General features: G+C 74.0%; 6 protein-coding genes. 3 read left to right on the top strand and 3 right to left on the bottom strand.

Annotated elements, in window-relative coordinates; all coding sequences use genetic code 11:
* Positions 1-194: 194 nt before the first annotated feature.
* Positions 195-1,241, top strand: coding sequence for an NAD-dependent epimerase/dehydratase family protein (locus AC07DO_RS07725; RefSeq protein WP_479057749.1), 1,047 nt, complete (start codon positions 195-197; stop codon positions 1,239-1,241).
* A gap of 81 nt (positions 1,242-1,322) precedes the next feature.
* On the opposite strand, the gene AC07DO_RS07730 is transcribed toward AC07DO_RS07725, so the two are convergent.
* The gene (locus AC07DO_RS07730) at positions 1,323-2,948 is read right to left on the bottom strand and encodes an alpha/beta hydrolase (protein ID WP_479057750.1); all 1,626 of its coding nucleotides are present in this window, start codon (positions 2,946-2,948) and stop codon (positions 1,323-1,325) included.
* Positions 2,949-3,262: 314 nt separating this feature from the next.
* On the opposite strand from AC07DO_RS07730, the gene AC07DO_RS07735 reads away from it, so the two are divergent.
* Complete coding sequence (locus tag AC07DO_RS07735; RefSeq protein ID WP_479057751.1) at positions 3,263-3,529, top strand: hypothetical protein; 267 nt, start codon at positions 3,263-3,265, stop codon at positions 3,527-3,529.
* A gap of 31 nt (positions 3,530-3,560) precedes the next feature.
* On the opposite strand, the gene AC07DO_RS07740 is transcribed toward AC07DO_RS07735, so the two are convergent.
* On the bottom strand, positions 3,561-5,255 hold the full coding sequence (locus tag AC07DO_RS07740) for a putative Ig domain-containing protein (RefSeq protein WP_479057752.1): 1,695 nt from the start codon (positions 5,253-5,255) through the stop codon (positions 3,561-3,563).
* Between the two features lie 540 nt (positions 5,256-5,795).
* On the opposite strand from AC07DO_RS07740, the gene AC07DO_RS07745 reads away from it, so the two are divergent.
* Positions 5,796-8,810: a LuxR C-terminal-related transcriptional regulator gene (locus tag AC07DO_RS07745; protein WP_479057753.1), complete on the top strand. Its 3,015-nt coding sequence runs from the start codon at positions 5,796-5,798 to the stop codon at positions 8,808-8,810.
* A 56-nt stretch (positions 8,811-8,866) separates the two neighbouring features.
* Here AC07DO_RS07745 and AC07DO_RS07750 read toward each other — a convergent pair whose 3' ends face one another.
* Complete coding sequence (locus tag AC07DO_RS07750) at positions 8,867-15,397, bottom strand: condensation domain-containing protein (protein ID WP_479057754.1); 6,531 nt, start codon at positions 15,395-15,397, stop codon at positions 8,867-8,869.
* Position 15,398 lies beyond the last annotated feature (1 nt).

The following is a 15,398-nucleotide window of genomic DNA, read 5'->3' on the forward strand; positions in this document are numbered from 1 at the left end:
CACCGTATGGAATCCGGACGCACCCCACCCTCGCCGCCGACCGAGGAACACCGGGGCCTCTCCCCGGGACGGCACCCGAAAGAGGCAGCGCCGCCGCATGCGCTTCCCGGGCACGCGGCGCACGGGCGACCCGGTCCGTCTGCTGAGAGCAGAGCGCCCTTCAGCGGGCGCCGGCCAGGACATACGGTCCGATCATGAAGAGCGCATTGGTGATCGGGGCGACGGGGCAGATCGGGCGGGTGGCGGCGCGGGTCCTCGCCGAGGACGGCTGGGCGGTGCGGGCCGCGTCGCGGGGCGCGGGGCGTGACGAGCGGTGGCCCGGGGACGTACGGGCAGTGCGGCTCGACCGGGAGGACGACGCGGCGCTCGCGGGCGTGCTCGGCGACGGTGTGGACCTCGTGGTCGACATGGTGGCGTTCACAGCCGCGCATGCCCGGCAGTACGTGGAGTTCGCCGACCGGATCGGGTCGGCCGTGGTGCTGTCCAGCGGAGCTGTCTACGCGGACGGGCGGGGCCGCAGCTTCGACACCCAGGACAAGCCCGACGGCTTCCCCGAGTACCCCGTGCCGATCCCGGAGAGCCAGCTCACGGTCGAGCCCGGCGACGCGACGTACGGCACCCGCAAGATCGGGATAGAGCGGGACCTCCTGGCGCTCGGCGACGCCCTGCCGGTGACGCTGCTGCGGGCCGGCGCGATCTACGGCCCGTACTGCCGCACGCCGCGCGAGCTGTACTTCGTGAAGCGGAACCTGGACGGACGGCGCACGCGCGTCCTGACGCATGGAGGACGCAGCCGCTTCCATCCGGTGAGCGTCCACAACATCGCGGAGCTGGTGCGGCTCGCAGCCGCGCGCCCCGGGTCCCGGGTCCTCAACGCGGCTGATCCGGAGGCGTTCACGGTCGCGGAGATCGGCGCGGCGATCGACACGGTGATGGGGTTCGGGAGCGAGACGGTGACGGTGCCGGGCGAGGCACCGGCCACGAACGTCGGTGTCACTCCTTGGAGCGCGGCGCATCCGGTCGTCTACGACATGTCGGCGGCGGAGCGGGAGCTGGGGTACCGCGCCGTGACGTCGTACACCGATGCCCTGGAAGAGACGGTCGACTGGCTCGTGGGGCGGCTGGGCGACCGCGACTGGCGCGAGGCGTTCCCGAAGATGGCGGCGAACTACGACCGGTCGGTCGACCTGTTCGACTATGCGGCGGAGGACGCATGGCTGGCGGGCCCAGGGCGCTCCTGACCCACCCCCGGGCACGCCGACGGCCGCCACCGGAGCTGTTGCTCCGACAGCGGCCGCTCGAGTCTCCCGCTTCCGCTTCCGCTACGGCTTGGGCGTGGCGTGCGGGCCGCAGGTGACGTCGGAGGCGTCGACCTTGCCGGTCAACAGATAGGTGTCGACACGGGTGTTCAGGCACGGGTTGGCGAGGTTGGTGATGCCGTGCGAACCGGCGTCCTTCTCGGTGACCAGCCGGGAGCCCTTCAGGCGCTTGTGCAGCTCGACGGCGCCGGGGTACGGCGTGGCGGCGTCACGCGTGGACTGCATGATCAGCGTCTTCGGCAGGCCCTCGTGGGTCTCGACCTCGATCGGACGCTGCTGCTTGCTCGACCAGGTCGCGCAGGGCAGGTTCATCCAGGCGTTGCCCCAGGTCATGAAGGGGCTGGTCCGGTGGATGCGGGTGTTGTCGCGGTCCCACTTCTTCCAGCTGCGCGGCCACTTGGCGTCGGCACACTCGACGGCGGTGTAGACCGCGTTGCCGTTCTCGCTCGCGATGTTGCCCGCGGTGTCGGAGAGGTCGGGGCTCGCCGCCTCGATGAGGGGTTTCGGGTCACCGGCGACGTACTTGCTCCAGTTCGTGGCGATCTCGACCCAGTACGAGTCGTAGTACGGCGCGTTCTGGAAGTACGAGTGCAGCTCGGCCGGGCCGACGACGCCGTTCAGGGGCTGCTTCTTGGCGGTGGCGCGCAGCGTGTCCCACTGGGCGCGGACCTTGGTGTAGGTGTCGCCGAGGTGGAAGGCGGAGTCGTTCTTCGCGACCCACTTCATCCAGTCGATGAGGCGCTTCTCGAAGGCGACGTCCTGGTCGAGGTTGACCTCGTACCAGATCTTGTCCGTGCGCGGGTTGACCACGGAGTCGAAGATCATGCGGCGCACGTGCGTCGGGTAGAGGGTGCTGTAGACCGCGCCCAGGTAGGTGCCGTAGGAGACGCCGAGGAAGTTCAGCTTCTTCTCGCCGAGCGCGGCGCGGATGACGTCCAGGTCGCGGGCGGTGTTGGGCGTCGTCATGTGCGGCAGGAGGTCGCCGCTGCGCTCCTGGCAGCCGTCGGCGTACTCGGCGGCGAGCTTGCGCTGGGCGCGCTTGTCCGCCTCGCTGTCGGGGATCGGGTCGAGCTTGGGCGCTTTCACGAACTCCTGCGGGTCGACGCAGGAGATGGGCGCGGAGTGCCCGACTCCGCGCGGGTCGAAGCCCACGAAGTCGTACGCCTTGGAGGTCTGCTCCCACAGCTTGCTCTTGGTGGTGACGCGGCGCGGGAAGCGCATGCCGGAGCCGCCGGGGCCGCCCGGGTTGTAGACGAGGGCGCCCTGCCGCTCGTCCTTGGTGCCGGTGCTGACGGCGCGGTCGACGGCGATCTTGATCTTCTTGCCGTCGGGCTTGGCGTAGTCGACCGGGACGGTGACCCAGCCGCACTGGATGGGCTTCTCGAACCCCCAGTCGGCCGGGCAGTCCCGCCAGTCGATACCGGCCTTGGCGGCGCGCTGCGCGGCGAGGACGGCGCCGCGCGTCTCACGGTCCTTGCCGGAGCGGGCCGCGTCGGCCCGTGCCGTCGACGTCGCGTCGGCGTTCGCCGTCGGGGCTGCGACGGCGCCCGCTATCAGCGTCGCGGCGACAAGAGCCCCCGCGGATCCGAACACCGCCGTCCGCCGTCTGGTCCCTGGGGTCCTTCTCACGTCGGGCCTCCCGCACATCGATTCGAGCAGATTCGATCAGTACGGGGATCCTTGCGTCTGTGGGGTGGCTGAGAACAGATGGGGTGGGGGTTCTTTACCAATCCGATAAACGGGGTGGGTCGTACCGGTGAGCGGTTGCCGCAGGTGGGGGCGTAACTCCGGCCTGGGGGCCGGTTGATCGGGCGAGCGGGCGCTGCGTCGGGGCTCGGGATACAACTCGCCGTATAGGAGCGGGAGTTCGGGGCACTCGATCGAGTGTCAGCCCGGTCGCGTTGGGACCGGATCTTGGAGCGACCGACCTGAAGGAGCGAGAGATGACTACGCAGTACGGCAACCAGCCGGTCGGGCGGCACCACGCCCCGGCCAAGGGCGGCGCCAGCGAGAACGTGCTCAGCATCATCGCGATCGTGCTGGGCGCGATCGGTCTCCTCTTCCTGCCGATCGTTTTCGGACTGGGCGGGCTGATCCTGGCTGTCATCGCCAAATTCGCCCGGCACGAGCGGCTCTCCACCATCGCCCTGATAGTCGGCGCCGTCGGACTGATCGGCGGCATGATCCTCGGCGCCATCGTCGCCGGCTAGCAGGGCCTGCCCGACGGTGTGCCAGGGGGCGTCAGGACCAGACCGTGAAGGTCACGGTCACGGACGCCTTCTTGCCCGCCGCGTCCGTCACGGTCAGCGTCGCGTTACGGAAACCCCAGCTCGTCGGGGTGCCGGAGATCAGCCCCGTGCTCGAGTGAACGGACAACCCCGCCGGGAGGTTCGTCGCGCTGAAGGTGTACGGAGCCGTGCCGCCGGTCGCCTTCAGCGGCAGGCTCACCGGGCGTCCCAGGTAGACGTTCTGGCTGCCCGGATTCGCCAGTTGCGGGGCGCCCGTGTCGGGGGCCGTCACCTTCCAGGAGAAGGACGTGGACCCCTTCTTCCCGGCCGCGTCCGTCGCGGTCAGCGTGACCTGGAACGTGCCCGTGGTCGTCGGGGTGCCCGTGACCGTGCCGCTGGACGGCGAGACGGACAGCCCCGCGGGCAGGCCGGCGGCGCTCCACGTGTACGGAGCCGTGCCGCCCTCCGCACTGTTGCGCAGTTCCACCGGGGTGCCAGTGGCGCTGGTCTGTGCGGACACCGCCGCCACGGTCACGTCGCCGGGCTGCGGAGTCGACGTCACCAGCCGGGCGCCGAACTTGGCCAAAGCCTCGTTGACCGGCTGGAAGATGGTGAACTTCTCGCCGCTGCCACCGCTGCACGTGGCGCTGCCGCCGCCCGAGTGCAGGCCCACGGCGCGCCCCCCGGCCGCCGTGACGTAGCTGCCGCCGGAGTCACCGCCGGCCGAGCAGGCGCTGGAGTAGGACAGCCCGTCGATCACGACGTTGCCGTAGTCGACGCTCTGGTCGACCTTGGTCACCTCACCGCACTGGTAGCCGGTCGTCTGGCCCGAGTGGCACACGGCCGTCCCCACGACCGCCTCCGCCGAGCCCGTCACGGCGACGTCCCCCTTGCCCCAGCCCGCGACCCTGGCCGCCAGTGACCAGCCCGACCGGTCCACGTCGACGATGCCCATGTCGCCCTCGCGGGCGTTGACCGACGCCGAGCCGTCGCTGTTCGAGGTGCCGACACGCGTGCCGTCCTTCCCGTACGCGGGCTGGTCGACGTCGTTGGTGCAATGCCCCGCGGTCAGGAACGCCTTGCCGCCGCCGCTCGTACGCGTCACGGGGAAGCCGATCGAGCAGGGCGATTCGCTGCCGGGCGTCCATTTCTCGCCGCCCACCACATCACCGCCCTGCTGGCGGGGCACATCGCGGGACTCGACCACGCGTATGCGGCCGCCGAGGGAGGCGAGCCTGGTGCGCAGGTGCCGGGTGGCCGTGGTCGACGCGGTGGGATCGATGACCACCTCGACCCGTCCCGCGCGGGCGTCGGGGCCCCATGAGCGTACGCCGGCTACCCCGCGACTCCACGTGCCGACCGTGCGGGCCGTCGCCGCCAACTCGGCGCGGGTGCTGTGCACTTGGCGTGGTACGGCTCCGGCGGCCCGCACCTCCGCGGCGGCCCGGTCCGTGGTGACGGCCGCGTGCAGGCGGCCGTCGGCCGCGTCGAACCAGAGCGCCGTGGCCCGGTCCCCGACGGTGGCACGGACAGCTGTCGCCGCGCGCTGGGCCCGGCTCTCGTCGGCCAGCCGGTCCCGGACGCCCTCGGCGTCGAGCCCGAGGTCGCGCGCCAGGGCGGCGCGCAGCCCGGCGGGCAGTGAAGGTCGGCCCGTCGGGCCCGGTGAGGGAGGTGCAGGGGTGTCGGCGTGCGCCGTGGGGACCGGCATGGCGGCCAACCCTGCGAGAGCTGCCGCGGCCACGAGGCCCGTGAGGAACGGCCGGCGTGAGTGAGAGCGCATGAGTGGGTGCCTTTCGGGGAGAGAGCACGGACATGTCAGTGACGGGTCGTCAGGTGTTGTCGGGTGTGCCGCCCGGGGCTCGGCAGGTGCCGGCCGGGGCTCGACAGGTGCCGCCCGAGGCTCGGCAGGTGCCGCCCCGGACGTGCGGTGCGCAGTCCAGGACGGGCCACAGCGTCCTGGAGCCGGGGCGTCGGCGGTATCCGGGAAGGCCCCTGCTCTCGGCCGCTCCGGGGACGCGGAACGACCGGGGGCAGGGCGGACGGGGCGGACGGGGCTCACGCCGGGGGGTATACCGCTGGGTCCTCGTACCTCGTACGAGGGCCCGTGCGCGTGCGGTTCAGGTGCGTCCGCCTTCGCGGGGGGGGCGTCGTGGGAGGCCGCGAAGGTGTCAGGGAGTTCCCTTGTCCTGCACGTGGGTCGCGTCCGGGGGCGTTGTGGCAGGACGGACGTGCGCCTACGGTGCCCGGTGTGCGAAGACGGACGGACGCGGACGGTGAAGCGTGCACGGCAGAGGGCGGCTGGGCCGCGGTGGTCCACGAGGCCGCCTCGCTGCTGGAGCGCCACGGTCGGCTGGCGGTCAGCGGCCCCTGGGGCGCGGGCAAGAGCACCCTGTTGGGCACGTTGGCCGAGCGGGCGTCGGCCGGACGGCTCGGTCCGGCAACGCGGCGTTGGCTGCGGGTGCACACGCAGGAGGGGGACACGGGGGTCGCCTACGGGGCGCTGGTCCAGCTGCTCAGCGCGGCAGGGGCCGAGGCGGAGGGGGCTGAGGCGGAGGCGGAGGGGGCCGGTGCCGACTGCGGGTGGTGGGGTGGATCAAGGGCCTTGGACCAGGATCCGGGCGGCCGAGGTCTGACACTCCCCCCTGCCCTGCCCGTCCGGAGCGAGCCGGACGGCCCAGGTGCGCACGCCGTCGGCGATTCGCGCGTACGCGGAGCTGCTCAGTCATCGCCGGTACGAGCGCACCTCGCCGCCCGAGGCCGGGAGCAGCTACCCGGCCTCCCCGGAGTCACCGACGACCCGCTGCGGCTGCGCCTCGCTCTGACACGGCTGCTCGACGCAGGGCCTCCGGCCCTCCTCCTGATCGACGGTGCCCAGTGGCTCGACCCGGCCAGCGCGGCCGTGATCGGCTACGCCGTCCGTACGCTGCCGCCTGCGCGGCTGACCGTCGTCGCCGCCGAACGCACGGGTGGGCACCCGGGCGCCGCGGCCGCCCTGCTCGGCGGGCATCCGGCCGTGCTGCCCGTGCCCTTCGCGGACCTCGCCGAGACGACCGCGGCCTGCGCGCGCCTCGGACTGCCCACGCGCTGGGCGGCGCCCGTCCACCGCCACTGCGGCGGGCACCGGGCCCTGCTCGACGCATGGTTCAGCGCCCTGCCCGCCGACGTCCGGTCCGGCGACGCGACCGGCGCTCCGGGGCCGCCCGTCCCGCCCCGGCGGGTGCGCGACCTGGCCGCCGCGTGGCTCGCCTCCGTCCCCGCCGACGTCCACGCCACGCTCCAGATCGCGGCGCTCGCGGGCACCTGCGACGCCGACCTGCTGCGGCACACCGGGCGACGCGACGCGGAGGACCACCTCGCCCATGCCCTGGACGCCGGGCTCCTCGCCGCGGACGACACCACGCACCATGCCCCGGCCGGTGCCGGCCCGCCCCACCGGTTCGCCGCGACAGCCCTCGCGGACGCCGCGGCCGCCACGCTGACCCGGGAACGGCGCACCGCGATCCACCGCGCGCTCGCCGCCTGCTCCCACGACCCCGTGGCCCGCGCGCTGCACACCGCGCTGGCCCAGGAGTCCCCGGACCGGGCCGTCGCCGAGGACACCGCGCAGGCGGCCGTCGCGGCCAGGGCGGCGGGAGAACGTCCGCGCGCGGCCGAGCTGTTGTTCCTCGCCGCCCGCCTCACTCCGGCCGACCGGCCCCGCCTGCGCCTGGACCGTCTCGCCGGGGCCGCGCGGGAAGCCGCGGCCGCGGGGTCCGCGACCCTGACCCGGCTGGCGGCGGACCGGATCGTGGCGGAACACGGCACCACTGCCCAGCAGGTGCACGCTCTGCTGGCCGTCGTCGACGCGCACGGCCAGCACACGGCAGGCACCCGCCCGGTGCTCGCCACCGCCCGCAGGACCGCCGCCGACGACCCCGCGCTGCTCGCCGCCGTCGAACTGCGCACGGCGGTCCAGGAGAACGTCTCCGGCGACGACTTCGCCCGAGCCCTGCACCACGCACAGGTCGCCACCACTCTCGCCGAACAGGCCCGTGCCGTACCGCTGGAGGCCGCCGCGCTGACGATGACCGCCCGCATGCAGCGCGTCCTGGGCCGTCTCGACGCGGCTTCCGCCACCCTGGAGCGCGCCCTCGCGCTGGCCGTGCCCCCGGAGCGGCTGGGCATACGGAACAGCCCGCAGTACCTCGCCGCCCGCCACGCGGTCTTCGACGCCCGGCCGGGCGAGGCCCAGTCGCTCCTCCTCCCCCTGCTGCCCCTCGCCGAGGAGTCCGGGGAGGCCGAGGACCTGGTGGATCTGTGGAGGAGCCTCGCCGAGGTCGACGCGGGGCGTGGCGCCTGCGGCGAGGCCCTGCACTGGTCGGCCCGCGCCGTCGACCTCACGGCGGCCGCCGGGCTTTCACCGGGCCCCGCCTGGTACACCGCCGCGCTGGCGCAGACCTGCGGCGGCACCTTCACCCGCGCGCTGAGCCTCGCCGCCCACGGCGTACGCGCCTCCCGCGAGGAGCGCGACGCGCTGCACACGGCACGAGGTCTCTGGATCCTCGGGGCGGCCCAGTTGCACACCGGTCGCGTCGAGGAAGCCGCGGAGACACTGGCCGAGGTGGCGGAACTGGAGTCCCGGTCCGGGGCGGTCGACCCGTCCCTGCTGCGCTGGCAGGGCGACGCCGTGGAGGCGTACGCGCTCAGCGGCCGCGAGGACAAGGCCCACGATCTGCTGGAACGCATGCGGGAACAGGTGGGCCCGCACCCCGCGCACGCCGCCCTGCGGGCCGCGCTCACCAGGGCGCGCGGGCTCTGCCGTCATCTGGACGGCGCGGGCGACGAGGCTGCGGAGCTGCTCGCCGACGCGGCGGACGTCTTCGCAGGACTCGGTCTGCCGGTGGAGGAGGGCCGCACGCATCTGTTGCGCGGCCGTGTCGAGCGCCGCAGACGACGGGCAGCCGCGGCGCGCTCCGCGTGGGAGTGCGCGCGCGAGCTGTTCGAAGGTGCGCAGGCCCGCCCGTGGAGGGCGCTCGCGGATGACCACCTGGCCCATCTGACGGGCCGGGCGACGGCACCGAGGTCACCGCAGGGGTCTGCGGCAGGCGGCCTGACCGCGCACGAGCTGCGCCTGGCCGAGCTCGTGCGCGCGGGAGCGACCAATCAGGAGGCGGCGCGGCGGATGTTCATCTCGGTGAAGACGGTGGAGACGGTGCTGAGCCGTGTCTACCGCAAGCTCGGCATCCGTTCCCGGACCCAGCTCGCCACCGCCCTCACCGCCTGACCACCCTCACCGCCTGACAACCTGACCGCCTGACCGCCTGACCGCCTATGGAGAGATCAGCGGGCGCGACGGCGGCTTCGGGCGGACTGGCGGCGGTCGGCGCGGGCCTGGGCCGCGGCTCGGGTGGGGGGTAGTGTCGCGGGGGTCTCCAGGAAGGCCGCGAGGCTCGTGACGGTGGGGTGGCGGAAGAGATCGACCATCGAGAACTCGCGTTCCAGGGCCGCCTCCAGGAGGTTGTGCACGCGGGCGAGGTGGAGCGAGTGCCCGCCGAGGTCGAAGAAGTTGTCGTGCGGACCCACGCGGTCCAGGTGCAGGACGTCGCGCCAGGTGCGGACGACCAGTTCCTGCGTGGGGCCGGCCGGAGCGCCGGCTCCGCCGGACGGCGCCTCTCCCCCGGCGTCGGAGAGGACGCAGCTCGTCGAGTGGCCGTAGCGGTCGGACAGGGTGGCCGGATGTTGTGCCGGCGGCGCCGGGGTGTGGGCGCTCAGGCGATGGACGAGTCGCGCGGGTGCGTCGAGACGGCTGCGGATGAACGGCTTGGACGCGTCCAGGCCGATCAGTACGTGCGGGCGGTCGTGCCGCAGGGCGTGCAGGAAGGCGCGCAGTCCCTCGCCGCGGCCGATGGGGTGGTAACCGCGGGCACGGCTGGGTTCGGTGAGATGGCGGCCCCGGCTCATGCCGGTCTCCTCCCACAGGCTCCAGGCGAGACTGCGGACGCGGAGGTCCGCCGATCGGTGGGCCCTGGCGTCCAGGTGGGCGTTGGCGGCCGCGTACCCGCTGGCCAGCGCCGCGCCGAGCGCGCCGTTGACGGAGGAGAAGCCGATCAGGACGCACTCCTTGCCTCTGTCGGCGAGACAGTCGAGGAGGACCTGCGTGCCGGTGGTCTTGGGCGCGAGCACTTCGGCGAGTTCGTCGACGCTCTGGGTGAGGAACGGCTGCTGGCGGAAGCTGCCCGCGAGGTGGAGCACGGCGTCGGGCTCGCGTGACCAGCGCGCCCGTGCCAGGTCCAGGGCGGCACGCGTCCGGTCGGCGTCGCAGACGTCGGCCGCGGCGTACAGGACGTCGCCGCCACGGGCCCGCAGCGCCCGCAGGGTTTCCACGCGTGCGCCGGTCACGGGATCGTCGGTCACGGGATCGTCGGCCACGGCATCGTCGGCCGTCGTCCCGGCGTCCTGCGGCAGCGGGGTGCGGCCGAGGATCAGCAGCCGGGCGTCGTAGGCGTCGAGCAGGTGCGCGCAGATCTCGGCGCCGAGCCCTCCGAGACCGCCGGTGACGACGTACACCCCTTGCTGCCGCAGCGGGGGCCCCGATTCCGCGGGGATGCCCGGCAGTTGGGCGAGGCGCGGGGCGAGGCGGCGTCCCGCGCGTACGGCGGCCTCCGGCTCACCGGGGCGGGCGGTCAGTTCGGCCAGCAGGTGCGGCAGATCGGCGCCGGGGGTGCCGTCGCCTGGCAGGTCGAGGTGGGAGCCGGTGAGCCAGGGGATCTCCTGGAGGAGGCTGACGAGCAGCGCCAGGCGGGCCGCCCGGTCGCTGTCGGGGCGGTCCCCGGGTACCGCGTGCTGGGTGTGGCGCCCCGCGACGCGCAGGGTGCGGTCGCCACCGTCCTCGTCGCGGTGGGCGTCGAGGGCCTGCACGAGGTGGACGAGGCAGGCGGTGGCGGCGGGCACGGGCCGGTCCGCCTCGCCCGTGGCCGGCGGCGCGTAGGTGGAGAGGTCCACGATCTCGCCGGGGGTGAGTCCGTCGGCGTCGAGCGTGTCGAAGAGCCAGTCGTGGTCGTCGCGGTGGTCCGGGCGTATGCGGTAGTGGCCCGCGGCGAGCCGGGCGCGGTCCTCGCCGAGGTCGACGCGGGCGGCGCGGCGCCCATCCGCACCGAACCGGGCCAACAGGGCTTCTGCCAGGCCCAGTTGGTCGGCGAGCACCAGCACCGTGGCGTCGGAACGGGGGCCCTGCTGGGGGCGGGCGGGGGTCCAGCGGCGCTCGTGGAACCAGTTGGGCAGGGTCCGCTCGTTGCCCAGGGCGAGGTCGGTGGCGCGGATCAGCTCGGTGAAGTCCCCCGCGTGGAAGCGGTCGCGCAGCTTGGACCGCTGGATCTTGCCGATCTCGGTCTTGGGAATGTCCTCGCGCTCCACGGGCAGCACGTGGCGGGGGTTCAGGCCGGTACGGCGCACGAGGTGGGAGCGGATCTCGCGGATGGTCTCCGCCGGGTCGGCCGGGCCGCCCCGCAGGTGGACGAAGAGCACGAGCCCGTCGGTGGTGGCGCCGGGGTCACGGACCGCGCACGCCGCCGTGAAGGAGTTCTCGACGCTGTCGAGTTCCTCCACCACGGACTCGATCTCGTGGCAGTAGTGGTTGACGCCGTTGATGATGAGGACGTCCTTGGCACGTCCGGTGATCGTGAGGGCGCCGTCGCGGAGCACACCCAGATCGCCCGTGTCGAACCAGCCGTCGTGGGTGAACGCGGACCGATTGGCGTCCGGGTTGTCGTGGTAGCCCGACGTGACCGTGGGCCCCTTCACCAGCAGGCGCCCCGGTACCCCCTCGGGCAGGGTGCGCTCCTGCTCGTCGGCGATGCGCAGGGTGGTGCCGGGAAGCGGCCGGCCGACCTCGGTGAAGGGGGCGTCGTCGCTGGTGGAGTCGAGGGTGAAGGCGTCGGAGTACGTGACGGCCGACGACGTCTCGGACATCCCCCAGGAGGGGCGCATGGCGGTGGCGGGCAGGCCGTGGGGGGCGAGCGCGGACAGGAACCTGCGGGCGACGCGGGGCATGATGGCTTCGCCCGCGTTCTGGATGAACCGCAGGCACGACAGGTCCCAGGCCGCCCCTGCGGCTTGTGCCACCCGGTCGTTGACGAGGCCGAACGCGAAGTTGGGCGCCCAGGTCAGCGTCACCCGGTGGGTGTCGACCGCCTCCAGCCAGCGCAGCGGCTCCTGGAGGATCCACGCCGTGGGCGCGTGGATCTGACGGCAGCCGAGGTAGACGTCCCGGACGTGGAACATCACGATGCCGCCGACGTGGTCCAGAGGCATCCAGTTGAAGGACACCTCCGCGGGTCCGAAGCCGTTGGCGGCGCCGGTGGCCGCGGAGCGGGCGAGGACGTTGCGGTGGCGCAGGGCGACGGCCTTGGGGGCGCCGGTGCTGCCCGAGGTGAGCAGCAGCAGCGCCACGTCGTCGGGGTCCGCGGGGTGCGGGGTGCCGGGGCCCTCGGTGCGCAGTTCGTCCAGGACGCCGACGCGTACCGGAGTGGTCCAGGAGCGGCGGGCGGCGGCCTCTTCGAGTGCGGCGGCGGTCGTGGCGTCGGTCAGGACGATCGGCGCGTCCAGCAGCTCCAGGGCTCCCGCGAGGCGGTCGACGGCGGGGCCGTCCTGCGCCGGTGAGACGGGTGCCAGCGGTACGGGCACGATGCCGCCGAGCACGCAGGCCCAGAACGCGACGAGGAAGTCCCGGTGGTCGGGGCATTGCAGGAGGGCACGGTCACCGGCGGTCAGGCCGGCGGCCTGCAGTCCGCCGAGCACCCGTCCGGCGTCGTCGGCGAGCGCCGCGTAGTCCAGTTCGCGCGCCTCTCCCTGGTGGTCGAGGAGCAGGATGCCGCCCTCGGCGGTGGCGGCGGCACGGCGCAGTGCCTCGGGGAGCGTCGCCACGTCCGGTACCGCGCTGCCGGGGCCGGTGTACAGGGCGGGGCGGGTGTCCGCGCCGGGTGCCGCGTGGGCGGCGGCGGAGCCGGCGGGCCGGGCGGGGCCCTCCCCGTCCGCGGGGTGGTCGGTGGGCGGCCCGGGGACGTCGGTGTGGACGCGGTCCCGGGGGTTCGCGGCGGCGTCCTCGGTCAGGGTGACCTTCGCCGAGGGCAGGGCGTCCTCCCACCGGCGGATCAGTTCCTCGTCGAGCACCGGCAGGGCCCGCAGGGCGGGTTCGTCCAGGTGTCCACCGCGGGTACGGGGCAGGGAGGTGACCGCGACGTAGGCGCTGGGGACCAGTGCGGCGGGCAGCAGCGCCGCCGCGTGGGCGCGCAGCCGGGCGGGATGGAAGGGGCCGGCGGGCACCACGTACGCGACGAGTTCCTCGACCCCTTCGGTGGTGGTCAGGGGCAGCACGGTGCAGGCGGTGAGCGACTCCTCGCGCAGCAGCGCGTTCTCGATGTCGGCGGGCGCGGCGCTGCGGCCGTCGCGGCGCAGCCGGTCGGCGGTGTCGTCGAGGGAGAGACGGCCGGTGGGCAGCAGGCGGCCGCGCCAGGAGACGGACTGCCGGGCGCCGGGGGCGTGGAGGGGGCCGGGGATGCCGGTCGCGAGCGGGCGGTGGCGGGCGTCGACGGGGACGACCGGGCGGTTGCCCGGATCTCCGCTGCTCAGGTCCTGGTCGGTCAGGCCCGGTGTGCAGTGCAGGGCGGCGGCGTAGCCACCGGCTTCGGGGAGCGGCCACAGGCGGTGCAGCTCGGCGTCGCTGTCGGCGTGGAACCGGTCGGCGAGGCGGGCGGTCAGTCGGCCGCCGTCGCTGAGCACCAGGCGTGGGCGTGCGGGTCCGGTGGCGGGACCGGTGGCCAGGGCCGTGGGCGGCAGGAACGCGACGGTCGCCGGGGAGTGCTCGGCCGACGGGGCCGGGTGCACGGACGCGCCGTGCAGCAGGGGCCACAGCAGGGCGTGGACGGCGGAGAGCAGCGCGTCCGGCCGGTGGTGCAGCACGGTGTCGTCGGCGGTGAGCGGGGTGCGCCGCTGCAACCAGTCGGCGGTGTCGCAGAGTTCGGCGTGGGTCACCGGGACGGGCCCGTGGTCGCCGTGGACGACGACGGCCGGGTCGCCGGGCCGTACGGGCGGGGACTGCGGTGCGCCGGCGTCCTCGGCGGTCGGCAGGTCGGCGAGGTCCAGCGTGGGCAGGGTGGGCGGCCAGGGCGGCGCGCCGCTGGTGAGCAGCAGCCGTGCCTCGCTGTCGGCGAGGAAGGCGTGCGCCGCTGCCTCGGGCAGGGCGGGGTCGAGGGGGACCCAGACCGCGCCGAGTCGCAGCAGGGCGAGTGCCGTCGTCACGGAGGTGGGCCCGGGCGGCAGGCACAGGGCGACACGCTGTCCGTGGCGCACCCCGTGGGCGTGGAGCCGCTCGGCGGCGGCCTCGACGCGTGCGGCGAGGTCCGCGTAGTCGTACCGGTCGGTGTCGGTCGTCAGGGCGGTGGCGTGCGGGGTACGGAGGGTCTGCGCGGTGAGGCGTGCCGGGATCGTGTCGGGTGCGAGGGGGGCCGGGGTGGGGAGAGTCTCCGCGTCGTCCAGCGGCAGGTCCGCCACGGGGCGTTCGGGGGTACGGACCGCTTCGGCCAGGAGGCGGCGCAGGTGGCCGGTCAGGCCGCGTACCGTCGCTTCGTCGAAGAGGTCGGTGCTGTACACGATGGTGCCGCGCAGCTGTCCCGCGTCGAGCCACAGGTGGAATTCGAGGTCGAACCGGGTGGACGCGCGCGGCAGCGCCTCGGCGCGCAACTGCGCTCCGGGCAGGGCGCGTTCGGTGTCCGGTCCGCTCTGCAGCGCGAAGAGGGTCTGGAACAGCGGGGTGCGGCTCGCGTCGCGCTCCGGCTGGATGTCCTCCACCAGCTTGTCGAGCGGTACGTCCTGGTGGGCGAAGGCGTCGGTGCACATCTGCCGTACGCGGTCGAGCAGTTGGGCGAACGAGGGGTCGCCGTCCAGGTCGGCGCGCAGCACGAGGGTGTTGACGAACAGGCCCAGCAGGGCTTCGGTCTCGACCTGTTCGCGGCCCGCCACCGGGGAGCCGATCAGTACGTCGTCCTGTCCGGTGTAGCGGTGCAGCAGTGCGGCGACCCCCGCGAACAGGGTCATGAACAGGGTGGCCCGGTGGGTCCGGCCGAGCGCGGTGAGCGCCTCGGTCAGGTCGGCGGGCAGGGTGAGATCGACGCGGGCGCCACGGAAGGCCTGTTCGTCGGGGCGCGGGCGGTCGGCGGGCAGGTCCAGGGTCGGCAGGTCGCCGGCCAGCTGGGTGCGCCAGTAGGCCAGTTGGCGTTCGAGTTCGGGTCCTTCGAGGCGGTCTCGCTGCCACTCGGCGAAGTCGGCGTACTGGATGTCGAGCTCCGGCAGCCCGGTGGGCTCACCGGTGAGGTGTTCGCGGTAGAAGGCGGTCAGCTCCCGGGTCAGGAGGTTGAGGGACCAGCCGTCGGTGACGATGTGGTGCTGGCACAGGACCAGCAGGTGCCGCTCTGGTCCTGTGGTGACGAGCGCGGCCCGCAGCAGTGGTCCGCGGGTCAGGTCGAAGGGCCGGTCCACCCAGTCGAGGGCCCACTGCCGCTCCTGCTCGGGCGGCAGTTCCGCGGTTTCCAGGGCCACCACCCCCGAGGGGGCCACGACCTGGAGCGGTTCGCCGTTCTCGGTGGCGAAGGTGGTGCGCAGGATCTCGTGGCGCGCCACCACCTGTGCCAGGGCGGAGCGCAGCGCCGCGATGTCGACCCGGCCGGACCACCGCAGGGCGAGCGGGATGTTGTAGTACGGGTTGTCCCGCTGGAGTTGGTGGAAGAACCACATGCGCTGCTGGGCGTACGAGGCGGGGAAGCGCAGCGGTCCGGCGTCGGCATGGGTGGTGGGCTCGGGGTGCTCGGCCAGGGACACG

The sequence above is a fragment of the Streptomyces sp. NPDC045678 genome (genome assembly GCF_056432085.1).